We start from the raw sequence: 23450 nt of genomic DNA, 5'->3' as shown, positions 1-23450 counted from the left end.
CTATCAGCAAAGTTGAGAAAAATAAAGGAGGCGTATCATGAGCGCTATGGCTTTTGTATCCATAACACCGCTGGGTGAAGGGGAAAGTGTGTCCGAGTATGTTGCCAGGGCGGTTAAGGTTATTAAAAACAGCGGTCTTGAGTGGCGGCTTACGCCCATGGGCACAATAATCGAAGGGGATAAACCATCCGATGTGCTTGGGGTTATCAATGCCGCAGTGGAAGAGCTTGGAGACTGCAGCCGTATATCAATAGCCATTAAGATGGATTACCGCAGAAACAGGGAAACAGGAATGAGCCGGAAAGTTGAGAGTGTGATGGAAAAAATAGACCTGTAGGAAAATTGTTCCGTTCTTTTTACGGGATATACATCATTTTTCACTTTTTATAAGTATTTCTGTTTCAAACCGCCGTTCTTTACCCGCATTTTACCTTATGAGTGCTAGTAACTGAACACCTGTTCGGCTAAGGCGTTTAAGACATGAACCCGGCAACCGATTAGGTAAAGACGGGAGATGTGTCATGCACTGGTCTGAAGAAGATACTTTGAATGATGATATAAAAAGCTCCGCCCCAATTGACCGGCTCGAAAGAGTTCTTGCAAAATGCAGGGAGATTGCCTCTCAGGAGCCGGATGGATGCGCTGTTGTTAACAGACTGGCGGAGGACCTTGAAACTGTTTTGACTAAAGCTAAAAGATTGATCTGACATATCGCAATACCTATATCTGAAGTTACAAGGATTGATCTGACATATAGTGATATCTATATTTGAATTACCCTGAATGGTATATGAGTTATACGGCTTTGTATAAAGCCGCGGGTTAACGGGCTCCTCGGATTTATTCCGCAGGAGCCCTTCCTTTTTGCAGCTCAATGGCAATTTTTTCCTGATTTTTTTGGCATGATTCCTGCTTTGAACAATATAAGACTGAAAAAGGGCAGGGTAAAACGATGCAAACCGCCGAAGATGTTAAAACAACACTTGTTAAAGAGAGGCGTAAGGCAAGGCTTATCCCTGTATCAGAGATAAGGTACTGCGACAGAGTTTACAGGTATCCTGAAGACTTTCCCGCAGAGGTAATAACCAGACTCATTGACCTCGTAGCAGATGACGAGATCAATATGAAAGAGCTTAACTATCTGCATCTTGTTCTGATAGAACTGCCTAAAACAGCGGCAGAGCAGCGCAAGGTTTCTTTCCCTTTTTCAGATATGGCAGAAGCGGATTTCGCCGAAGGCGGTCTGAGTTTTGCGGAATATGTGGATTATCAGATAGAACGCATGAAAAGACTGTCAGAAAACGGAATCGGAGAGGATTATTCAAAAAGAATCCGCGAGCTTCTTCTTCGTTTCAGAAATCTTTAAAAGGATTTCAGCCCGTGCCGCCTCTCCCGAACACGGAGGGCGTAAGTTTTAAATTGCGGCAGCAGGGGAAACATTGACAACGGCGTCGAAAGCGTGGTTGAAAAATCACGTAAATACTGTCCTGGGGGTGCAGCGATGCGCCCCCTTCCTTTTTTCCTTGTTTATATCATATGTTTTTTATATGTTTAAGACGATGGAGAATGACATATGAAAAATATCTTGCCGGTTGTATTTATATCTCACGGTGCGCCTATAATTCTTGATGACGGAACAAAAGCTGCGGACTTCTTCCGCACACTCGGCACTAAGCTTCCCCGCCCTAAAGCGGTAATATGCGTTTCTGCACACTGGGAGCCGCCTGTTCACATGGTTTCTGTCTCACCTTCAATGGAAACAATTTATGACTTTTACGGTTTTCCACGCCGCTTTTATGAACTCAAATACAATCCGGCAGGCTTTCCAGAGCTGGCTTTAAAAACAGCTGAAATCCTTAACAACAGCGGAATAGAATGCCGAAAAGCTGAAAGAGGGCTTGACCACGGAGCATGGGTTCCTCTTATGTGTATGTACCCTGATGCGGATATTCCGTCCTTCCAGCTTTCCATAAAAAGAGGCGCCTCACCGACTGAGCTTCATGAAACAGGCAAAAGACTGAAATCTTTGAGGGAAGAGGGTGTTCTTGTAATATGCAGCGGCAGTGCAACCCATAACCTCTATGATTTTGGGAATTATCCTGCTGTGTCCGAACCTGTCCCATATGCTGAAGAGTTTGATAAATGGCTTGAAAATATGCTTGCAGCGGGAGAGCGTGAAAAGTTGCTGGACTACATGGCAAGCGCACCGGAAGCCAAGCATAACCATCCCACGCCTGATCATATTAATCCGCTTTTTATAGGTTTGGGAATGTCTGAAAGCGGTGTTGCGGAAAAGATTCACGATGAAATAGCCTATGGAATTATATCAATGGCGGCATATATCTGGAATGACTAGGGCTATTTTATCTCAACCCATTCCAGCGAACCGGAAACGAAGTTTACAAGATATTTTTTGACCGGTTTTTTATAAAGTGCGCTTAATATTCCGGCATATTCGTTTATTTGTTCAGTATATTCAGCCATGTGGGGCTTTATGTCACCTGTTTTAAAGTCGAGACACCATACGGCGTCCTCTGTCACTGAATAAAAATCCACAGTCTTTATCCCTGTGCCGTCAAAAAAGCTTCTTTCTCTGAATATTTCAGCATCAGCGGTGATTGTTCTGAAAAGCGGATCGGAATACAGCAGCAGGAGATAGTTTTTTATCTTTTCCCCTTCTTCATCGGTAAGGTAAGGAGAGTGTTTCATCACAGAGAAGCGGCTTGTTTCTTCTGCTTCAGCATCGTTAAAATCAACCCCAAGGAAAATAGCCTCATGGAGCGCAGTCCCAAACTTTTCGCCATAAAAGTCTGCACTCTCTTCCGTAATCGGGTATTCCGGAATCGGGCGGGGCTCAAATTTTTCCGTTCTCCGTTTCTTCTCTTCAGTCTTGGGGGTGAAGGATTTTGTATAAGGTACGCCGAAAGAGCAGGGGATTTCTATACTGCCCATTATCATTTGTTCTAGGGTGTTTTTTGACGGAGTTTCCTTTATGGGGATGTAAAGTTCTCTTTTAGCTCTGGTGACAGCAACATAAAGCAGGTTCAGCCTGTCGTGGTAGACAGCTTTTTCCTCAGCTTCGTAAGCTTCTGCGAAACTGCCGCTCACAAACCCGTTGAGCTTTTCGCCATGGTTGAAAATTATGCTGTCAGCAAGCATTGAATCGCTTTCGGAGTAAAATATCATCCTTGTGCTGTTTGCGTCAGGCTTTGTTCTTATTTCAAGATCAGATATAATGACCGCCTCAAATTCAAGCCCTTTTGACTTGTGAATGGTCATGACTGTAACAGATTCAGACTTGCCTGCGGAGAGAGCATTTTCAGATTCTGCCCTGCGTTTAAACTCCTCAAAGAAAGCAGGGAGATTGGCAGTTACATGGAGGCTGACTGCTATGTCACACAGCTTTTTGAAGTTTGCGTCTCCTTCAAAGCGTTCTGCCAGAAAAAACTCATTTATTGCTCTGGTGAAGGCTGCCTGACCGTTCAGTCCGTTTACCTGTTTTGCAAACTCTGCCAGCTCTGCCTGAATCTTTTCGCAGAAGCCTTCCTTGGCTGCTTCTTCAACAGTGCTTACTGCCGGTTCTGTCATATGGAAGGCGAATGCGTTCAGACTGTCACCGTAGAATATGTGGTTGAAAATGTTCATTATTATTTTGAATGGTGCTGAGTCTGTGAGCTTTTGTCTCGTTTCGCTCCGTGCCGGGATCCCGTTTTCATTAAGATATTCGGTGCAGGAGTCCGCCTTGCTGTTAGTTTCGGTGAGGACCGCAATATCAGATGCTCTGAATCCTCGTTTCATGAGGTCTTCAACGCATTTAAGCATGTATTCCTGGTTAGTATCTTTCTCAATTATTTCCACAGAAACACGTCCGCTTTCATCACTATGTCCGGTTTGTTCGGAATATTTGAAAGTTTCGTCTTTAAACCTGTCAAAAAGAACATTGGCAAAATCCATCACTGCTTTCGCACTTCTGTAGTTTACATCAAGTTTCTGTTCGTTTATAAAATCACTGTAGCTCTCTGTTACAGTGTCAAAAAGCCTGCTTTCTCCGCCCCTGAACCTATAAAGAGTCTGTTTAGGGTCGCCTACATAAAAGAATGATTTCACAGCATCCTGCTGACCGACTCCGGCAAGGGCCTGCTGAACAAGCGGCTCAAGAATCTTCCATTGGGCAAGGCTGGTATCCTGAAACTCATCTATTAGTATGTGGAGTATTCTGCCGTCCAGACGGAAATAAAGGTATTCCGTATCCTCTGCTATATTGTTCTCAACCAGCATACTGTATGCTTTCATTGTGATATCGGAAAAGGTCAGCACATTTCTTACACGTTTAATCCGTTCCACTTCTGTAAAAAACATGGTGTAAAACTTAACCGCCAAACGGACAAGCATCTCACCTTTTGCCTCAAGGAATTTACCTGTGTTTTCAATGACTTCATAATATGCCCTAAGCTGAGCTTCAGTGTAGTCAAAGCTTTTGAAATAACCGCTGACCGGGTCGCAGTTGCAGTAAAGAGCAGTATCTGTTATTTTTTTCAGATTGCCTGACGCTGCCAGACCTTCCGCCTGTTTTTTCTGATTTCCGTTGAGTTTTGACTGTAAAAGCTCTGTTCCGAATTTTATTGAAGCCTCAATAGCTTGTTTTCTGTGGTGATTAAGCCGGTTAGTCAGGTCTGCGAAGAAGTCTGCATCTGTTTTATACTTTTCTGCCAGCTCCGGTAAACCTATAAGCTGGTTTTCAAAATTCGACTGCTGTTTGCGGATCTCATCCATCAGGGACTTGGGGGTTTGCTCAAGGGCACGGGCTGCTTTTTTAAGCATGTCTCCCATGTCTGCGGAAAAAAGATTGTATGTACTGAAAAAAGCTTCCGCTTCAAGCTCTTCCTTTTCCTTATCCTGAATAATTGAAAACCCCGGACGCACATTCGCCTCGAAGGGAAACTGGGAAATAATCCGGTTTATAAATGAATCTATGGTGCGTATCCGCATCTGGGAAAAGTTTTTAAGCACATAGTCCCGCACAGGACGGGCTCTTTTTTCAAGTTCTTCATCTGTAAGACTGTTATGCTCACGAAGTATCTGCCGCTCGCCTTTGAAGTCCGCCCTGTTGCCGTCTGCCAGTGCGTTGAGAACCTGAATGATTCTTTCCTGCATCTCCGCAGTGGCCTTAACTGTGAAGGTAAGGCAGAGAATCTGCTCCATCTGTGCGCCGCTGAGGAGAAGATTTATATAACGAAGGGAAAGGTTGAATGTTTTGCCTGTTCCCGCCGATGCCACAAGGGCTATATTGCTTTTATTATCAAGGTTTTTCATTAGCTTCTCCCGCAGAGATCAGAATAATCGCAGTAGAGGCAGTCCGCCTGCCTTTCGGTTCTGGGGTATTCCTGTTCAGGATCTGCTATCCTTTTCAGCAGTCCATCCAGAAATTCTCTGAACTGATCAATGCAGCTTACGTCAAATGCTTTTACGGTTTTGAACTCTTTTTTTAAATCATACCAAAGAATTTCGTCCGGCATGTTTCCGTGTTTGTACAAAAAAAGCAGTGCATAAAGAGGCATCTGCACGTCTTTTATTTTATCGGGGTTAAAATCTCTGAACTCTTTGACAGTTTTCAGTTTATAGTCGATTATAGCTGTTCTGCCGTTGTTTTCGTCTGTTCTGTCCAGCCTTCCGTGAAGGCGCATTCCGTTTATAGTTGCTTTAAGTTCATCCTCTTCTGTTTTCGGTCTCCACCCCTCTGCAAAGCGGTGTATTTCATTTTCAGCAAAGCTATAAAGCCTTTCAGCAAGATCATTTACCTGCTCTCTTTCCAGAGGATTAATTCTGTATGCATCAAACCTGCTCATTGACCGGAGAAATTCATCGTAAACACGCCTATGAAGCTCATCCACAGTTTCCGGTATGCCTAGGGAGTAGATTCCCTCAAGGACGCTGTGCAGGGTCTTTCCGTACTCATACGGGGGTATGGAGTCTTCCGGTCTGTCTGCTGTTTTGAGCCCTATGATATATTTTGCATAAAACCTGTAAGGGCAGGCCAAATAATCATTCAGCATAGTGGCGGAGATCCCCCGTTTTTTCAGTTTTCCGGCTATTGCTGTGTCTTTTTTAAACGCCTCCGATTCATGGAGTTTGATCCCTTTGTCCGAAGTTTGAAATATACGGAAGCCGGATGAGGAATAGGGTCGTACCTGCAGTTTATTTTTTATTATCAGCTCTTCCAGAAACGGGCTGCGGTATGATGCTCCCTTGTCCCTTGATATACATGATATATAAACAAATTTACTTTTAGATATTATCTGGCTCATGTAGTTTTTGATTAGGTGTTCTCTGTCCTGAAAGGTTGGAAGGCGCAGGTTGCGGCGTATTTCTGTATTAAGAAAGAGGTCTTTGTCACTTGAAGGCGGAAAAACATCAGCATTCATATTGGGGATGAATACTGCATCAAACTGCATGTTCCTTGTTTCCAGAAGTCCCATAACAGTGACTTCGCCTCCGGGGCGGTGAAAGCTGAGACGTGCTATACTGTTCATAAGCAAGGTGAGGGCGGTTTGCAGAGGAAGAGAATCATCCACCGGAGCATAAACTGCTCTCAGTCTTTTAAGTTCTTTCAGCACAATTGTTCCATGCTGCTTTTCCCTTTCATCTTCAGTGTTTTCCAGATAAATTTCAGCAATAGCTGAAAGCTTATGTGCAGCTTCCGGCAATGTGGAGTGTGTCTCTTTTAAAAAAGGGTATAAAACCTTACGGACAGAGGGAAAACCGGCTATTTCATCTATGTTTACAGCAAGCCGTTTCAAGGCTATGAGATCTTTTATCCTGTCTTTAAGGGGAGCAAAACCACTTATTTTTTGCAAAAACGGCTGAACGGCTATTTTTTCTATGGTTTCTATGCCTACCAAGCCTTGACTGAGCATATTTTCTTCGGCCGCTTGTCTCAAAATGTCCGTAATCTGATATATTTCAGAGTGTGTTCCGTCTATTCCCGATGTTATGTTGAAAAGGTTGTAAATATCGTTTTCTATGAAGTATGACTTCATTTTTTCATCAGGAAGAATTACGGCCATGCGGTTAAGGGGTATCCCTTTACCTGACGCTTCATATATTTTTTCGGTTATGAATTCATACTCCTCAAGACGGGAACCAGTTTCAACGACATCAAAACCTGTATGATGCGCAATATTTTCATCATCCTGTATTACTATCTGTAATGCTTCTTCAATTTCTTTATGATTAACTGTTTTTTCTCCCAGAAAGTGGAGAAAAAGGTGGATATTCCCGATTTCGGAAAGCATTTTAAGCGTCCGTATCTCATGCCGTGTAAGAAAACCTGTTATAAGGAACACAAAATCAGAGAATCTGTCCGTAAAAAACTGATTAAAAAGCGGATTATCGAACATTTCCGCACTGTCGCACAGACCGTTTTCGTTCAAAACGGAAACATACGCCGACCACAGGGAATAGAGTATGTGAGTCTGTTTTTCATAATCTGTATATAAAGCATGCCCGGCAAGCTCTTCTGCTGTTATGAGTTCGCCTTTAATTTCCCTGAAAAAGCGGAAGAAGGCGTTTCCTGTTTCGGTGAAGGTGATGAAGTTTTCAAGGAAATCAGGGTCGGTCCGTTTAAAAAGGGCAAGCTTCTCATCCAAACTGAGGCGTTCTGCTGCCTGTTTCATATAGAAGTGTCTTAACTCTTGGGGAACAACAGGTTTTTCTGCTCTGAAGAGATAAGAATTGAACTCAGGGATGCTCAGTATTACCGGAGATTTTTCCGATTGACTCAACCTGAGTGCCAGAGAGCGCTTGTTTCTGCCTGTGGGCAGTATGCAGCAGACCTTTCCGCTAAGGAGATTATTGTTTTTAAGATATTCTGAAATTACAGGAATTACTGCTTTGCCCGATGGGGCTCTGTGTACATGGATCATGAGTGAATTTTAACATCCGGACGGGTGAATGTTCAATCTTATTCTTTCTGCGGAGATTTTTCCAAAATATCTGTAACTTCGGCAAATACCATGTCAGGGGTTATTTCCTCCATGCAGGCATGATCAGTCTTTCTGGGGAAGTGACCGTCTTTTATACATGGAGAGCAGTCTTTCTCAAGCCATATGTACCTGCTGAGGTGATTTGTGATGGGATACCTGTTGAGCGGATTGGTTGGTCCGAATATTGAAACAACAGGAATGCCCGCAGCCGCTCCCAGTATCATCGCTCCGCCGTCGCCAGCAACAAGCATTGCACAGCGTTTAAGAGCTGCATATGACCCGGCAACTGGAATTTTTCCGCAGAGGTTTTTAACTCTTGCCTCGTCAAAGCCGTTTGTGTCCAGAAGCTCTTTATCGCTCCGTGAGCCTATTACCAGAATATTGCATTCGGTCTCACTGATAATTTTTCTGATAAGCTCAAGATAGCCCCGCCAGCGTCGTAAATCATCCTCGGCTTTCATGCCTGAACGTCCGCCTGGGGCAACAGCTATTACTTTTTTGCTAAAGAGGTTGCCTGTCAGGCTTTTAATTCTCTCTGGCTCAGCTTCGCTGTGGTAAACATTCATTGTATGCCCGTCCGGTCTGAATCCTTCTGCCAGCTTGCAGATCTCGATATAGGAGTCAACTTCATGGAAGTCATCAGAGTTTTTAAGGGCATGAGTGAGATGTTTGTTTTTTTCTTCGCCAAAACCGAAGCGTTCAGGAACTCCGGCGCTTTTCGCCGCATTGTTCCATGAGCTGTCCTTCTGCATGATGAATATTCTGCCTGCTTTGAATGATTTTATAAGCCCAGTGACTTTAAAGACAGTTTTCATACGGGCGATTGCGCCGCCTGTGTAGAAGGCGTCATCATCAAAGGTTATCAGCCTGTCGATGTTCGGATTGCCAAGAAGAGCAGCCTCGCAGGTTTTGCCTATTATGTATATAATTTCTTCATGAGGAAAGGATTTTCGGTATGCTCTCAAAGCGGGAGTGGTCATAATTGTGTCGCCCAGTGCGCCTAGTTTAAAAAAAACAGTAACCGGTCTTCTGCTCAAGGTTATCTCCCATGTTATAGAAGGTAAAAGAATTTTATACTTAACTTAAAAAATTTGAAAGTATTATTGAAAAACATATGCAAAAAAGGATGAAGCATTGTGCCATTATTCTGTTTAATAACACTCCGAATGCTATTTAGCTGTGTTTTCTGTTCAAGATCTGCTTCATTATTTTAATCCTAATAGTTTACTATGAAATACCTGCACAGTATTGTGCAGAAACTGCACACCTCTGCTTGCTATGCTGAATTATAAATGACTGCATTACCAACTATTTATCTGCAAACATATTTTTTGGCACGACTTGAGCTAAAAGAGAAAAGCATTTTAATGCTCAAGGAGGAAAGACAAATGAAAAAAGCAGCATTACTTACACTTGCAGTGGTTCTGGCAGCCGGAATGGCTTTTGCCTATGGACCCGGACCAAAAGGAGTAAGAGGTGGCGGACCTTGTGGCGGAGCTGGATATCAGTCTCCATGTGGCGGCGGACCTTACGGTGGACCTATTACAGATTTTCAGCCGGTGACAGAAGAAGCGGCAAAAGCGTCAGTTGAGGCATATGTTGCCGAAAATTTCAAAGGTTTCAAAATTGAAAAATTTGACAAATTTGTGATGCCCAGAGGCGAATCATATCAGGCAACAGTTAAAGACGCCAACGGAAACGTTTTCTACTTTCATGTAAGAAGAGACGGTTCGGTTTTCGGACCCATTACTGCAAATTAAAAATAAATAAACAGCCTGAACTTAAGAGGGGAGTCGTGAGGCTCCCTTTTTTTGCTTAAGAAAACTGATTTCCTGCCGATAAAAGAAGAATAAGGAGAAAATTATGGATGTTGCTTCACTTGCTTCAGGATTCACACAGATGTCACAGGCTGAGTATACAATGCAGGCGTCCGTGACAGTCGCTAAAAAGGCACTTGATCTTCAGGAAACTCAGGGTCAGGCAGTGCTTAAGCTTTTGCAGGCTGCCGAACTGCCCAAAAATTCCGGCGGTGAAAAGGGTAATCTCCTCGATGTTATAGCCTGATTATTTTTTCAGTTTATGGGTGTGTGAATAATTAAAACTGAAACTGCCCAGATCAGAGGTTGCGTAAACCTTTCCGTATATTTTCATTTCTGCGTCTTCTGCAAGGTACGCCTTAATAAATTCCTGTCCTGCCCTCTTGGGGTATATTGTCATATTGAATGACAGGTTTCCTGTTTCTTTTTCTTCTATGGCGAAGCTTTTGTTATCAGGGTTTTTGCCTGAAGCGACAATTGATTTCCCCATCAGTATATTATAAGTGAATCCTGTTATGTAAACCGGAAACATATTTTCATTTTTTATAAGGAGATCCACGCCCAGATCGACTTTATCAAAGCTTGCTTTGTTTTTTATCTCAACATTTTCTATTTTAACGCTGACATTTGAGGCGTAATAGTTTGCCATGCGGGCGCAGGCTGCCGTGAGAAGAATAATTATGAAAAGCGGAATAAGTTTTTTGGTCATTTTTTCACCTTCCTTCAGTGATATGATATTATTTAAAGCACGAAGATGAAAGAAAAAAATGCCGCTTTAAGCAAAAGCGGCATTGGATTATTTTTAGAATTTTATTTCTGCAGTGCTGTTTGATATTTTTTGCCATTCAATATTGAGAAGAGCAAGAAAGTCGGGCATTTCTGCAAGATAATGCGTGTCTATGAAGTAGGACTTTTTGGCGGACGAGTTTTCAGACTCATATTTTTCGGCAGATACCGAAGTCAGCATAAAGGAGGATTTGCCGAACTCAATAGGGTACTCTCTCTCAATTTTGTAGCTGTCCAGCAAAGTTTCTATCTCTATTTCAATTCTGACTTTGTTTTTCACCGTATCAATATACTGCACTCCTTCAGCCCTTACAATGCTGAGATCAGCAGAATAGATGTCTGAGAGTCTGTAAGTTCCGTGGAAGCTGCCTGCCGTGCTTGATGAAACAGGAATAGTTCCGGCTTCAGTTGTATGGGAGGAAGCGCTTCCGTTTGTTCCTCCGCATGAAACTGTAAAAAGCATTGTCACCAGCAAAATCATTAAACGATGGTAGACTTTCAGCAACTGTCTTTCACCTGTGAATGTAGTATAAAAAAAATGATCCGTTTATTTTTTCGGCAGAAAATGTGAAAACTTCACTTTTTTCTGCAAAAAACAGCGGATAAATATTTACACTACTTTGAAACGGTTTACAACTCTATACTGATCTTCAGACTGCATTTGCAGGTCACTCACTGTGTGTGATATCTCCGCAAGTGCTATACTGCTTTGTTCTAAGCCGGAAGAAATCATCTGAACATTGTCATTTACAGAATCCACAGCGTCGCTTTCTTCGTTTACTGCACTGCTTATTGCACTGTTATTCAGAGATATATCCTTAACAGAAATCATAATTTGTTCAAATATCTCTCCAGTATCGGATATTGTTTTAACTCCCTTGCCCACGGCACTAACTGCTTTATTCATATTGCTTGATGCGTTTTCGGTTTCTTTTCTGAGAGTTGAGATTATTCCTCCGACTTCCCCTGTTGCGCTCTGGGTGCGCTCTGCGAGCTTGCGCACTTCATCGGCAACAACAGCAAAGCCTCTGCCGGCTTCGCCTGCTCTGGCCGCCTCTATTGCTGCGTTGAGTGCCAGAAGGTTTGTTTGATCAGCAATATCATTTATCACGTCAAGAATATCTCCTATTCTTTCGGATGAACCGGACAGCTCATTGATTGTTTTCGCCATTTCCTCAACGCTTTTCTTGATTTCAGCTATATCTTTCACTGCTGAATCAAGTTTGTGTTTGCCGTCTTCCGTGAGGTTATTGGCTTCATGTGATCTCTGAAGAACCTCGCCAACATTTACTGCTATTTCCTTGGATGTTGACGCCATCTGCTCCACAGAGGCAGCTATGCTTGACACCTGAGAAGTCTGCTGGCTCATTGTGTTTGAAAGCTGCTCGGTGGACGCTGCAAGCTCGCTTGCTCCTGCTGAGACAGACTCAGAGGATTTCTGAATGTTCTGTACAGTGTCACGTACTTTCATGATAAATATGTTGATATAGTCAGCAAGAATCTTTGTTTCATCAAAAGCATCCACACGTATCTCTTTCGTGAGGTCACCTTCGCCTTCAGCAAGATCCCGTGCAGTCACGGTGATAGTTCTGACTGATTTTATGATCGAGGCAGAAACAACGAGAGTTACGGCGGTGTTAACGGCAATTATAAGAAACATTATTATTAGGCTGTTAAGCACAGATGACTTACTGATTGAGGCTGCATCAGCTGCTATTTTTCCGACTTCAGTATTTACCAGTTCAATAATTTCTTTGAGCTGATCATCTATTGCTGAGCTTGTATCGTCTATTATATTATCAAAAGTGTCGAATACCGCGTTTCCTTCCCTCCCTTCGACTGCCTTTATAAGGTCAGTGCTTACAAGTGAGTATAGCTTGTCGAATTTTTTATAAATATCGGCGGTTTTCTCTGCTGTTTCGGCATCTTTTACAAAGCTGTCTATCATTGCTTTGTCTCTGTTGTAATCGGCGAGAACTCCTTTGAGTTCCCTGAGCCTTTCTTCATCAACAAAGCCGTCAAGCCTGTCTACAATAATATCCATAGCCAGAAGGTTCAGTTTCAGATTAGTCATTTCCAGGTTGCGCAGTGCAGTTGATTTATCAAATGATGCTCTCTGATCTAAAGTAAGAGTATTGAGTTTTCTGATGGTAAGGTTATTATAAAAACCGAGGACAAGAAAAAGTACGCTTCCGATGATGAGGATTGCCATTATTTTTTTTCTGATGGTAAGGTTCTTCATTTTTTTTCACCGTTTTTTGTTTTTATGCTAAGTTAATTTTCTTAAACATTGTTATAGGTCAGATAATACTTAAAAATACTGGTAATTGGAATATAATTATTTAATTGTATAAAAAAAGAATATATTTTTCACAATAATGGCGGTAATGCTGGATGATGGCAAAAAATCTTTTAAAAATACTTGGTTTTATTTTTGTAAATACATTTCTTTTCCGGTGGTTTTTTCAAAACCTTGCGGGATGGATCTATGAAAGTGCAGCAAACCGCAATATGCTGCGTCTGCTGATTTTCTCATTTGCCGCTGCTCTTGTTATCGTGCTTGTGATAAAATTTGGTTTTCCGTCAGAAAAAAACGGATGGTAAAGCTTGCTTTTTCCTGAATCATGTATAAAATATTCAAAAAAACATATATAAAGGAGTCGGAATGAAAAAAATAATTGTTCCTATTGCTGTATTAACCGCTGTTGCACTGATTATGATATTCTCACTCAGAACAGAGCAGGACGGCGGATTATCTCTTGCCATGCTTCAGGCGGAAGCAGCAGAAAGCGGAAAGGCTCTTGTTGTGCAGTTCAGCTCCGATGGCTGTATCACATGCAGAAAAATGAAACCTGCTCTTGAAAAAGTTGAATCTGAAGGAGCAGACAGGTACTCAGTCAAGGTTGTTGATGTGGATGTTAACTCAGGAATAGCCATTGAACTTGGTATCACAGCCGTACCGGTACAGCTTTTTATCTCCGGTGAAGGTGAAATAATCAAAAGACATCTTGGTTATCTCTCGTATAAAGATTTCACTGATATTTTTTCGGAACATTCAATATAATCCTTCCTGAATTGCTTCGGATATTTGTTTCCACATGTTGAAGTTTTGTTCGGGCAGGCTTAGTCTGTAAAGATTGTAATTAATGTTTCATTTAGTGCTGAAAAAGTTTAGTATGTTGAAAAAATAAAGCAGTTTTAAGCTGTTAGACGTTTCAGGAGTGTTTCTGCACTCCTAAAAGCGTTTACAAAATTTGTTTTCATTAATATCTTTATAACAACATTGTAAATAATGACTGAAGGTTTATTTTAATGGAAAAAATAATACTGGTAGTTGATGATGACCCTGAAATTCTGGAAATAATCAGGCTTCTGCTAGAGGTGGTCCCCAAAATCTGTACAGTATGCTAAGGTGTAAAAAGCATATTGGAGGACCATGCGATGTCAAATGCCAAACGTACCCGTTACTCAGCGGAGTTTAAATCGAAAGTAGCCCTTGAAGCTCTTCGAGAGGAGCTGACTTTATCAGAATTATCAGCCAAGTATAATGTTCACCCGAACCAGATTTCCAAGTGGAAGAAAGAAGCTATAGAAGGCATGGCATCAATCTTTGCCAACAAGCCCTGCAAGTCGGAAGAGCGCACAGAAGCTGAGATAAAGGATCTTCATGCAAAAATAGGTCAGCTGACAGTGGAGCGGGATTTTTTGCAGCGAGCCTTCGGGAAACGGTAAGCATATCCCGGAGGAAGCTTATGATCGATAACGCAAGAAGCAGCCTGTCCATCAGCAGTCAGTGCAGTCTTTTGGGCATCAGCCGCTCCTGCTATTATTATCAGGAGTCCGGCGAATCGGCTTTGAATCTTGAACTTATGCACATAATAGATAAGCAGTTTATGGCGACGCCTGACTTCGGTTCCAGACAGATGGCAAAGCTTATCAGAAGGTATGGATACAATGTCAGCCGCAAGCGTGTAAGTAGACTTATGAAGAAGATGGGCATAGCTGCCGTTTATCAGAAGCCCAAAACCAGTGTTCCACATCCGGAGCATAAGACATACCCGTATCTGCTTAGAGATATTGATATAAACCGACCTAATCAGGTTTGGTGCTCTGATATCACCTACATACCAATGAGAAGAGGATTCCTCTATCTGGTGGCTATTATGGATTGGTACAGCAGAAAAGTTCTCAGCTGGAGACTTTCAAACAGCCTTGATTCTGATTTCTGCGTGGCTGCACTTGAAGAAGCCCTTGAAAAGTATGGAACACCTGAAATATTTAATACTGACCAGGGGAGTCAGTTTACCAGCTATGACTTTACGCAAACCCTTAAAGATGCAGGTATTAAGGTCTCTATGGACGGCAAGGGGCGTTGGATGGATAATGTCATGATTGAGCGCATCTGGCGGACATTGAAATATAGCTTTGTCTATCTCCATGCGTTTGATAACGGACACGAGCTGAAACGAGGACTGGCGGACTGGATAAATTTCTACAATACAGGAAGACCGCATTCTTCTCTGGGCGACAGAACGCCATATGAAGCTTATAACGGATTAGAGATTCAAATTTGGAAAAAAGATGATAAAATGACTGAGAGTTTCCACCTTATTTCAGTCTAAAAACTGTACTAAAGATGGGTACCACCTCTGCTTTCTCTTGAAAAATATACCGTTCTGACAGCCTCTACCGGGATAGAAGGCATTTCAAAAGCAAGGGAAAACAACATTGATCTTATTGTGCTTGATCTGAATCTGCCGGATGTGGACGGGCAGCAGATATGCCGGCTCATCAGAAAGGAGAAAGATGTGCCGATCCTTATCCTTTCCGCCAGAGATAATGTTTCCGATAAAGTTATATGCCTTGAGTACGGCGCTGATGACTACCTTACGAAACCTTTTGAAAATATAGAGCTTACTGCAAGAATAAAAGCCATACTCCGCAGAACGGAAACAGCTGCGGATTGCCAGCAGGAAGGCGTAATTCAGTTTTTTCATATAAACATAGACAAATGCGACCGCACAGTTCATATAAACGGCGAAAAAATAAACATTACTCCAAAGGAATTTGAACTTCTCATGTATTTTTATGAAAAAAGAGGGCAGGTTCTTTCTCGAGATGAGATAGTGAAGGATATCTGGGGAAAAAATACGGTGTATTCATGGTCAAGAAGCCTTGATGTGCATGTTAAAAACCTTCGTCAGAAAATAGAAACAAACCCCAAAAATCCGGATATTATTAAAACTGTTTCAGGTGTGGGCTATAAAGTGAAGAAATGAGGCTGACTCTTAAGCTTATTACCAATATTGTCATTGTTACTGTAATTTTTGTGGTGCTTTCCACAATGTTTCTCTGGCAGCGCCAGAAAGAGCTGATTATTGAGCAGGCACATATTCAGGCAAAGACATTGTTTGAGATGATTATCATCACCCGTCAGTGGGTTGCAGAAAACAGAAATGATGTGCGCCCGGTTCCTGCTGTTGTTACCAAAGAGCTTTCAAAATATGCAGGGGTCATGTCCCGCTTCAGATTTCATATAACCAGCACCAGTCTTATCAACCCTGAAAACGCTCCGGATGAATTTGAAAAGCGTGCCCTGAACGCTCTCGCCAGAGGAAAAGAAGAGTATGATGAAACCATAGAAGAGGGCAAAAAAAGAATCTACAGATACATGGCGCCTCTTTATATAAACGATGCATGTCTTGAATGCCATATATACCAAGGATATACAGTCGGTGATCTCCGCGGCGGAATCTCTATTGCCGTTCCGCTGGATGAGATAGAAACTTCCATTGACCGCAACAACCGTTTTTTTTATATGGCGGGAATTGTTACTTTTCTCGGAATAGTCATAACAATCAGCATACTTGTCCGTGCGATGGTGCTAAGGAAACTTGATATCCTGACTGAAGCTGCATCGTCTTTTAAATCGGGTGATTATACAAAAAATGTGGATATTGACACAGATGATGAAATAGAAGAGCTGGCAGAAGCTTTTAACCTCATGCGGGAAAGTATTCTCCAAAATGAGGAAAACCTCAAACGAAGGCTGAAAGATGTTACTGGTAAGTATGTTCTCCTTGTGAATGAGCTTGAACAGAAAAATGAAGAACTCCGCTCTGTTAACTCATTTAAAACAGAGATACTTGACTCTATTTCCCATGAAATAAGAACTCCGCTCACCAAGATTCTTGCTTACAGCGAACTTTTGCAGAAGCCGGAGCTTGAGAACGATGCGGACATCAGGCACAAATCCGCTGAAACAATCAGAAGAAGCTCCAAGGCTCTCAACAGGCTTTTTAATGAGATAATAACCCTGAGCAGGCTTGAACATAAGCAGCATGACTATCACTTTGCTCCTGTTAAAATAACCTCAATGTTTGAAGAGACACTTGCATTTTTTGAACAGGATATGAAAGAGAAAAAAATTAACCTGATTACAGATATAGCAGATCTGACCGTGTGCGTTGATGCAGATGTGTTCAAATATCTTATAGATAATCTTCTTTCCAACGCTATTAAGTTTAACAAACAGGAAGGGGAGCTGATTGTCAGAGCTTTCAGGGGTGGAGATGCAACATGCTTTACAGTAAGAGATACAGGCTGCGGTATTCCTTCTCAAGAAATGGAGAACGTTAAAAAACGATTCTACAGAGCAAGTAACGTTAAAAAGGATTATCCGGGTACAGGACTTGGGCTTTCCATAGTAAACAGGGTTGTTCACGCCCACAAAGGCAGACTTGAGATTGAATCTGAAGTGGGCAAATACACCGAATTCAGAGTTATTCTTCCCGATTCATTTAATCTGTGTAGTTAGGCTTATCTAATTATTTTATTGTAATGTTAATTTAGGTGTGTTACCGTTAAGTTAACAGATGAACAGAAACTCTCCAGAAGTTCTCATTCGTAATAAGTTCCCGTAAATATGTTGATAATATTGTTGTTGGCTTATGGAGATCATTATGAAAGAAGACTCAAAAACAATACTTTGCCAGAGAACATGCACCAGACGTAAATTCATTCGATTGTCATCATCAGTTATTACCTATACTTGCCTTGGATTACCTTTTATCTTTCCTTCAAAAACAAATGCTTTATCTATTAATGATATTGAATTTGCACCCGATTCGGATGTTGTAGTTATATTTGATAATCTTTATAACCCGGAAGACTCAAGTTTTATAAAGTCGATTGTTCTGATAGTTGAAAAGTATGAGGGGAACACGCTTTTGATACAAGGCGGTGTCGGGAGTGAGCAGTATATTGATTATTTAAATTTTTCAATCCCTTCTCAAATTGATTATGTTCCATTTTCAACTTCAGAGCTTTTAAAGATGCTGCCGGGGACTGAGCCTTCAGGTCTTGAAGGTGAAGTCATGTTTTATAGTTCAGCCATTTTTATGAACCGAAGCAAAAATTTTGTTGATAGTGCTTTGATTGAAGAGTTTTTTTTAAAAGCCCTCCGTGATGACTTTTTTAACAGCAGTGGCAATGCTAATTATGTTGGTTTGATGTATATAGTGTCTTTGGATATGTCTATTAACAGGCTTTATTTTGATGCCGGTTACGAAGGTTTTAATCTTAATGTCGGAAGTTGGGATTTTAACAGAAATCAAGGGGATATTATGAATATACGTAATGGCTTAGACTTCGGACTTGATTATTATCGAACAAATGTTGTTCCTCTGTTTGAGTATAACACAGGTGATCAGGGCAGTAATGACAGTGACAATGACTGCTATAAGGAATGCCATGATAGGTAGTCTTAACATAGCTGTGAGAACAGATATGTGTAATATCATTTTTATCATTTTACTTCTTTTTTCTGCCGGTGCGTATGCTTCCGACTGGTCTTGCTCTGGGAAAACTGCTTTTTTTGAGAACGGAAAGTTTTTTTATGCTGATGGAAAGTTGGCTGAAGGCAAGTGTATCAAGATGCACGCAAATAAAGTTGAGGCTGTCGCCGAAATAAAACATGGATTACCAGATGGACTGCTTACAGTTTATTACGTGAACGGAAATATAAAAGAGGAATCTGAGTATAAAGACGGGGTCAAAACCGGAAAAATAAAATTATACTATGAAAACGGCAGTATTCAGTCGGAAATAACAGAAAATGAAGGGAAAATATATTACCGGAGCGGTACATTATATTTAAAAACTTCACTGAAAAACGGATTATTTGATGGCAAAGTGACTGAATTTTATGAAAAAGGGGCAGTCCGATCAGAAAAAAGTTATATTAACGGTAAACAAAACGGATTTTCTGTCTATTATTTTGAAAACGGGTCTGTTGCTTACAGATTTCATTATAAAAACGGCAAGCTTGAAGGTACGTCGGAAGCTTTTATTGAAAATGGAAAAAAAGTTTTTGAGATTAGCTACTTAAACGGTGAACCGGAAAAAGGGTATTGTATAGTGAACAGCAGGGTACCTCTTGAAGGGAGCGAGCTGTTTAGCTGGCAAAATGTAGTTTGCTGGGAAGGTGCGCATAGGCTTTTATCACTGGAATCTCCTTTAGCAAAATTGAAACAAACTAATGAGGAGTGGATTTGCAGCGGTGAAAAAGCTGAAAGGCATGATAATATTTTCTATTTTCCTGGCAGAAGAGTTGCTTCAGGCAAATGTGTAAGTCCTGATGGTCTTGTGAATGCAGAGGTTGAAGAGGGGAAGCTTAATGGCAGTTTTTATGTAATGTATAAAAACGGAAAAACAGCATATGAAACATATTATAAAAACAATATGCCTTATGATGATATAAGAGCATATTATGAGAACGGCAACCCCAGCTTTTTGATGTCTATGGAAAAAGGCGTGCAGCATGGTTTATATGCCTTGTATTATGCTGACGGTCAGCTTAAAACAGAGCTGATGTTTGAAGATGGGAAGGCAGTGGGGGTATTTGGAGAGTATTATCCGTCAGGAAGGCTGTATTCACACGTTTATTTTATAAATGGAAAGGCTGAGGGGGAAAGAGGCATTTATTACGATAACGGAAATCCCGCATATATCTTGAATTATAAGAACGGTAAGCCCGATGGAAAAGTCGACGCATATTCTGAAAGCGGCAGAGCGGGCTTTGAAGTAATATACAGGGATGGTGTTCCCTTGGAAGGGTTTTGCTTTGACGAAGGATTGAAAATAAACCTTGATGAAAGCTCTTTGCCGTTATGGCAGAAGATGCGTTGCTGGGATAAAGCTGACTTCTTCATTGAGCAGGATCTTGAAAACTACAAGGCTATTCAAATGGTCAATTTCTATTATTGACTCGTAACAGTTTTTACATAGTTCCTGATGAGCCTTCTGCATCAAGCATCAGATTTTCCAGTTCATATTTGCTCATCCAGCCGTTTTCTATATAGCTTGAAGCGGTCTGTGTTATATCGTAAAGATATTCCATGTAGTGATCGCTTTCCTGAATACGAAGCCTTTCAACTATGAAAAAAGCCTTTCCTTTGAGTGTTTTTGCCTCACGCACAAAGCTTGCTTTGCCGTTAATGCAGGTTGCCTCTTTTCCGCATACGCAGTTCATGTAGTTTTTGCACTCATTTTCAAATCCTCTGAAAATGTAGTGACATTTGTGTTCTCCGCATGAGAATTGTCCGAAAATGCGGTGTGCGGATTCATTCATGTATATCAGCGTTCCATCAGCTTCAAATATTATCACGGGGTATGTGTGCCTGTTGTAGGAGCTGTAATCAACTTTCATGTCCGCCTCGATGAAATATTTAATATAATATATCACCCTGACGTGAAAAAATCGTGAAAAGAATTGTGGGAGCATTTTGGTAATCAATAGATAGATCTAATAATGGTTTATAAATGATTGGTATACAGATTTAATTGTAATGAGAGGAGTTTCTATAAAATATTTGTTTTTATGATGATAAAAGTAAATTTGTAAGACGCTCTCATTCCGATTATGGATATAACTATTTCATAAATATACTGTTTTCATTTATGAATATTCTTGTGCAATGGTAATTTCAGATTTCAATTCCTTATAGGTAGAGTTGGAAGTTTTTTCATGATACTGGTATGTCTGATGAGTTATCCCGTTTCAATTCCTTATAGGTAGAGTTGGAAGCATGGCTCTTCTTGATGCGCCCTGCGGTGTCTGAAAGAGTTTCAATTCCTTATAGGTAGAGTTGGAAGTCTGAACTTATGGATGGTAATAGAAAATTAACAAGGTTTCAATTCCTTATAGGTAGAGTTGGAAGTATCTGTGTGACCGATTTCATGGTTTGTTTCTCTTAGTTTCAATTCCTTATAGGTAGAGTTGGAAGGGGTGCTATGTTCAATCATTGCACTCATAGTGATCGTTTCAATTCCTTATAGGTAGAGTTGGAAGAGACACACTCAGCGCAGAGGGGCACAAAGTATGAATAGTTTCAATTCCTTATAGGTAGAGTTGGAAGTTGGCAACAGTGGGGCGTTTATCTTTCGCTTCTTCAGGTTTCAATTCCTTATAGGTAGAGTTGGAAGTGACAGCGATAAGAAAACGGAAATGTTTATGAACTGTTTCAATTCCTTATAGGTAGAGTTGGAAGTTTTGATGAAGCGCATGTCATGCTTGATGAACTCGTGTTTCAATTCCTTATAGGTAGAGTTGGAAGTAGACCTCCATCATCTATTTATCATCCATTCAACGGGTTTCAATTCCTTATAGGTAGGGTCGAAAGTTATTCGAGCTAGCCAGCCGAACGTTTGTCCGAGAACGGTTTCAATTCCTTATAGGTAGGGTCGAAAGCGCATTTGACGGGCGGAGTCATGCACAGAAAGTGCTGTTTCAATTCCTTATAGGTAGGGTCGAAAGCGGCGCTGCTACATGGCACGGGCAATCTATTCTAGGGTTTCAATTCCTTATAGGTAGGGTCGAAAGGCTTTGGAGTCGGCAACGATTACAACGTCTTCAGGAAGTTTCAATTCCTTATAGGTAGGGTCGAAAGAAACACACTCTTCTCTAAAATCCGGTTCATACTGTTGTTTCAATTCCTTATAGGTAGGGTCGAAAGTTAGTGAACTGCCCCGACTCGTTGCATTCGTTCAGAGTTTCAATTCCTTATAGGTAGGGTCGAAAGTAGCCGCAGAGTATGACCGCCTTGCGCCAGTGCGGAGTTTCAATTCCTTATAGGTAGGGTCGAAAGGCAAGAAATTTACCGGTGCATCTTTTGGTGTGGCGGGTTTCAATTCCTTATAGGTAGGGTCGAAAGACTCACGGGTGAGGCTGAACGACCGCCGGAAGGGCTGTTTCAATTCCTTATAGGTAGGGTCGAAAGCAACACATCAACAAAAAGACCACACAAATCTACATCGTTTCAATTCCTTATAGGTAGGGTCGAAAGTATCAACACATCTTTCAAGTGCAGCGTTTACTTTTCGTTTCAATTCCTTATAGGTAGGGTCGAAAGAAACAAACTCGCTCTCACAGTGTGGGCACGGAACAGTTTCAATTCCTTATAGGTAGGGTCGAAAGCAGAGCCACGTTAGCCGGGTTCACAGATGCCGCCGTGGTTTCAATTCCTTATAGGTAGGGTCGAAAGTGTTGTTGAAATTCAGTCTGTTGATGTGGCGTATAAGTTTCAATTCCTTATAGGTAGGGTCGAAAGATATTATTTCAGATTGATTAATCAATTCTATTATATGTTTCAATTCCTTATAGGTAGGGTCGAAAGCGACAAGTTATTTTGATACAAGACCCGCTGAAAAATGGTTTCAATTCCTTATAGGTAGGGTCGAAAGTTATTTATATCTTTTGATACATTAGCACATAATATACGTTTCAATTCCTTATAGGTAGGGTCGAAAGCAAACACGCTCATTTCCCCTTTAGTGTATTTCCTGTGTTTCAATTCCTTATAGGTAGGGTCGAAAGCTTGTCCAAACTTTCGCTGTCCTCTAAGAAGTCCAAGTTTCAATTCCTTATAGGTAGGGTCGAAAGTATTTGCCGTTTTGTTCCGTTTCTCTTCTTGATCTCTGTTTCAATTCCTTATAGGTAGGGTCGAAAGATGGCGGGCAAGGCGGGTTTTAGCGCCAGTAGACCCGTTTCAATTCCTTATAGGTAGGGTCGAAAGTGTTTTTATTTTAACAACTCTCATGCCCCCTTCCTCGTTTCAATTCCTTATAGGTAGGGTCGAAAGCTGAACTATCAATCAATGCCAAAAATGCCGTTGATGGGTTTCAATTCCTTATAGGTAGGGTCGAAAGGGGGCATTCATGCGGGCATAAGCCACGGATGGGGTTGTTTCAATTCCTTATAGGTAGGGTCGAAAGATGACCGCCGCAAGCAGGACGAGATGGACAGTATAAGTTTCAATTCCTTATAGGTAGGGTCGAAAGAGATCGAGCTTGTCAAAAATAGTACAATTATGCCCGGTTTCAATTCCTTATAGGTAGGGTCGAAAGACTTAGCATCAGTTAAGTATTTTACTTTTAGATGTAGTTTCAATTCCTTATAGGTAGGGTCGAAAGATTACTGCAAGGGTAGGAAAACGTTGTTCATTGCGAAGTTTCAATTCCTTATAGGTAGGGTCGAAAGAAGCTTGTAGATCTGTACGCAAAGAACATTACGACAGGTTTCAATTCCTTATAGGTAGGGTCGAAAGTGTTAGATATTAAAGAACTCTATGAGTAATTTTACTAGTTTCAATTCCTTATAGGTAGGGTCGAAAGCAGCACTGATCAGACTCATTTTTCCCTCAAATTCAGTTTCAATTCCTTATAGGTAGGGTCGAAAGCTCCTCTAAGATTAGCTCCTCTAAGATTCATTCTTTGTTTCAATTCCTTATAGGTAGGGTCGAAAGAAAAGCGGCAATAGCTGAACCTGTTACTATAGTGAGTTTCAATTCCTTATAGGTAGGGTCGA

At 41.3% G+C, this 23450-nt stretch carries 20 protein-coding genes and 1 CRISPR repeat array (1 of these 21 cut by a window edge); of the genes, 13 read left to right on the top strand and 7 right to left on the bottom strand.

The genetic code is table 11. The features are described from left to right. Positions 1–37 precede the first annotated feature (37 nt). From ACYRYY_RS03360 to ACYRYY_RS03345, 4 genes are all read left to right on the top strand, one after another. Positions 38–337: an MTH1187 family thiamine-binding protein gene (locus ACYRYY_RS03360; protein ID WP_460214080.1), complete on the top strand. Its 300-nt coding sequence runs from the start codon at positions 38–40 to the stop codon at positions 335–337. Between the two features lie 184 nt (positions 338–521). Next, positions 522–707: a hypothetical protein gene (locus ACYRYY_RS03355; protein ID WP_460214079.1), complete on the top strand. Its 186-nt coding sequence runs from the start codon at positions 522–524 to the stop codon at positions 705–707. A gap of 245 nt (positions 708–952) precedes the next feature. Further along, entirely contained in the window at positions 953–1366 is a 414-nt protein-coding gene (locus ACYRYY_RS03350) for a hypothetical protein (protein WP_460214078.1), read from the top strand. A 207-nt stretch (positions 1367–1573) separates the two neighbouring features. Continuing rightward, entirely contained in the window at positions 1574–2356 is a 783-nt protein-coding gene (locus ACYRYY_RS03345; RefSeq protein ID WP_460214077.1) for a DODA-type extradiol aromatic ring-opening family dioxygenase, read from the top strand. 2 nt (positions 2357–2358) lie between these two features. Here ACYRYY_RS03345 and ACYRYY_RS03340 read toward each other — a convergent pair whose 3' ends face one another. From ACYRYY_RS03340 to ACYRYY_RS03330, 3 genes are read right to left on the bottom strand one after another with little or no spacing between them, the layout of a single operon-like run. Then, positions 2359–5313, bottom strand: coding sequence for a UvrD-helicase domain-containing protein (locus ACYRYY_RS03340; RefSeq protein WP_460214076.1), 2955 nt, complete (start codon positions 5311–5313; stop codon positions 2359–2361). Further along, the gene (locus tag ACYRYY_RS03335; RefSeq protein ID WP_460214075.1) at positions 5313–7922 is read right to left on the bottom strand and encodes a PD-(D/E)XK nuclease family protein; all 2610 of its coding nucleotides are present in this window, start codon (positions 7920–7922) and stop codon (positions 5313–5315) included. Before ACYRYY_RS03335 ends, ACYRYY_RS03340 begins: the two co-directional genes overlap by 1 nt. A gap of 38 nt (positions 7923–7960) precedes the next feature. Then, entirely contained in the window at positions 7961–9019 is a 1059-nt protein-coding gene (locus tag ACYRYY_RS03330; RefSeq protein WP_460214074.1) for a glycosyltransferase family 9 protein, read from the bottom strand. A gap of 351 nt (positions 9020–9370) precedes the next feature. Here ACYRYY_RS03330 and ACYRYY_RS03325 point away from each other — a divergent pair, with 351 nt between their 5' ends. Both ACYRYY_RS03325 and ACYRYY_RS03320 read left to right on the top strand, forming a co-directional pair. Then, positions 9371–9742, top strand: coding sequence for a hypothetical protein (locus tag ACYRYY_RS03325; RefSeq protein ID WP_460214073.1), 372 nt, complete (start codon positions 9371–9373; stop codon positions 9740–9742). Positions 9743–9845: 103 nt separating this feature from the next. Beyond that, positions 9846–10046 (top strand): YjfB family protein, encoded by a 201-nt coding sequence (locus tag ACYRYY_RS03320; RefSeq protein ID WP_460214072.1) that lies wholly within the window; start codon positions 9846–9848, stop codon positions 10044–10046. Here the strand turns inward: ACYRYY_RS03320 and ACYRYY_RS03315 are convergent, their stop codons facing one another. From ACYRYY_RS03315 to ACYRYY_RS03305, 3 genes are all read right to left on the bottom strand, one after another. Continuing rightward, a complete protein-coding gene (locus ACYRYY_RS03315; RefSeq protein WP_460214071.1) occupies positions 10047–10508 on the bottom strand; it encodes a hypothetical protein in 462 nt (153 codons plus the stop codon). A gap of 93 nt (positions 10509–10601) precedes the next feature. Next, positions 10602–11048 (bottom strand): hypothetical protein, encoded by a 447-nt coding sequence (locus ACYRYY_RS03310; protein ID WP_460214070.1) that lies wholly within the window; start codon positions 11046–11048, stop codon positions 10602–10604. A 147-nt stretch (positions 11049–11195) separates the two neighbouring features. Further along, on the bottom strand, positions 11196–12827 hold the full coding sequence (locus ACYRYY_RS03305; protein ID WP_460214069.1) for a methyl-accepting chemotaxis protein: 1632 nt from the start codon (positions 12825–12827) through the stop codon (positions 11196–11198). Positions 12828–12979: 152 nt separating this feature from the next. Between ACYRYY_RS03305 and ACYRYY_RS03300 the strand changes: the two genes are divergently transcribed. From ACYRYY_RS03300 to ACYRYY_RS03270, 7 genes are all read left to right on the top strand, one after another. Further along, positions 12980–13189 carry a hypothetical protein gene (locus tag ACYRYY_RS03300; protein ID WP_460214068.1) on the top strand — a complete coding sequence of 70 codons (210 nt, stop codon included), beginning with the start codon at positions 12980–12982 and terminating at the stop codon, positions 13187–13189. Positions 13190–13250: 61 nt separating this feature from the next. After that, positions 13251–13649, top strand: a complete 399-nt coding sequence (locus ACYRYY_RS03295; protein ID WP_460214067.1) for a thioredoxin family protein — start codon at positions 13251–13253, stop codon at positions 13647–13649. Between the two features lie 377 nt (positions 13650–14026). Continuing rightward, a protein-coding gene (locus tag ACYRYY_RS03290; protein WP_460214066.1) for an IS3 family transposase occupies positions 14027–15207 on the top strand; the annotation gives its coding sequence in 2 pieces (ribosomal slippage) (positions 14027–14305 and positions 14308–15207; 1179 coding nt in all). Between the two features lie 27 nt (positions 15208–15234). Further along, complete coding sequence (locus tag ACYRYY_RS03285) at positions 15235–15864, top strand: response regulator transcription factor (RefSeq protein WP_460216450.1); 630 nt, start codon at positions 15235–15237, stop codon at positions 15862–15864. After that, the gene (locus ACYRYY_RS03280) at positions 15861–17402 is read left to right on the top strand and encodes a sensor histidine kinase (protein WP_460214065.1); all 1542 of its coding nucleotides are present in this window, start codon (positions 15861–15863) and stop codon (positions 17400–17402) included. The genes ACYRYY_RS03285 and ACYRYY_RS03280 overlap by 4 nt, the downstream gene beginning before the upstream one ends. Before the next feature lie 145 nt (positions 17403–17547). Further along, positions 17548–18348, top strand: a complete 801-nt coding sequence (locus ACYRYY_RS03275; protein WP_460214064.1) for a hypothetical protein — start codon at positions 17548–17550, stop codon at positions 18346–18348. 148 nt (positions 18349–18496) lie between these two features. Then, on the top strand, positions 18497–19852 hold the full coding sequence (locus ACYRYY_RS03270; RefSeq protein ID WP_460214063.1) for a toxin-antitoxin system YwqK family antitoxin: 1356 nt from the start codon (positions 18497–18499) through the stop codon (positions 19850–19852). 13 nt (positions 19853–19865) lie between these two features. Here the strand turns inward: ACYRYY_RS03270 and ACYRYY_RS03265 are convergent, their stop codons facing one another. Beyond that, on the bottom strand, positions 19866–20294 hold the full coding sequence (locus ACYRYY_RS03265) for a hypothetical protein (RefSeq protein ID WP_460214062.1): 429 nt from the start codon (positions 20292–20294) through the stop codon (positions 19866–19868). A gap of 281 nt (positions 20295–20575) precedes the next feature. Continuing rightward, positions 20576–23450: a CRISPR direct-repeat array (repeat unit 30 nt; unit sequence GTTTCAATTCCTTATAGGTAGGGTCGAAAG) (it continues 269 nt past the right edge of the window).

Source organism: Geovibrio sp. ADMFC3 (assembly GCF_054687035.1).
This window is presented reverse-complemented; position numbering and strand designations above follow the sequence as displayed.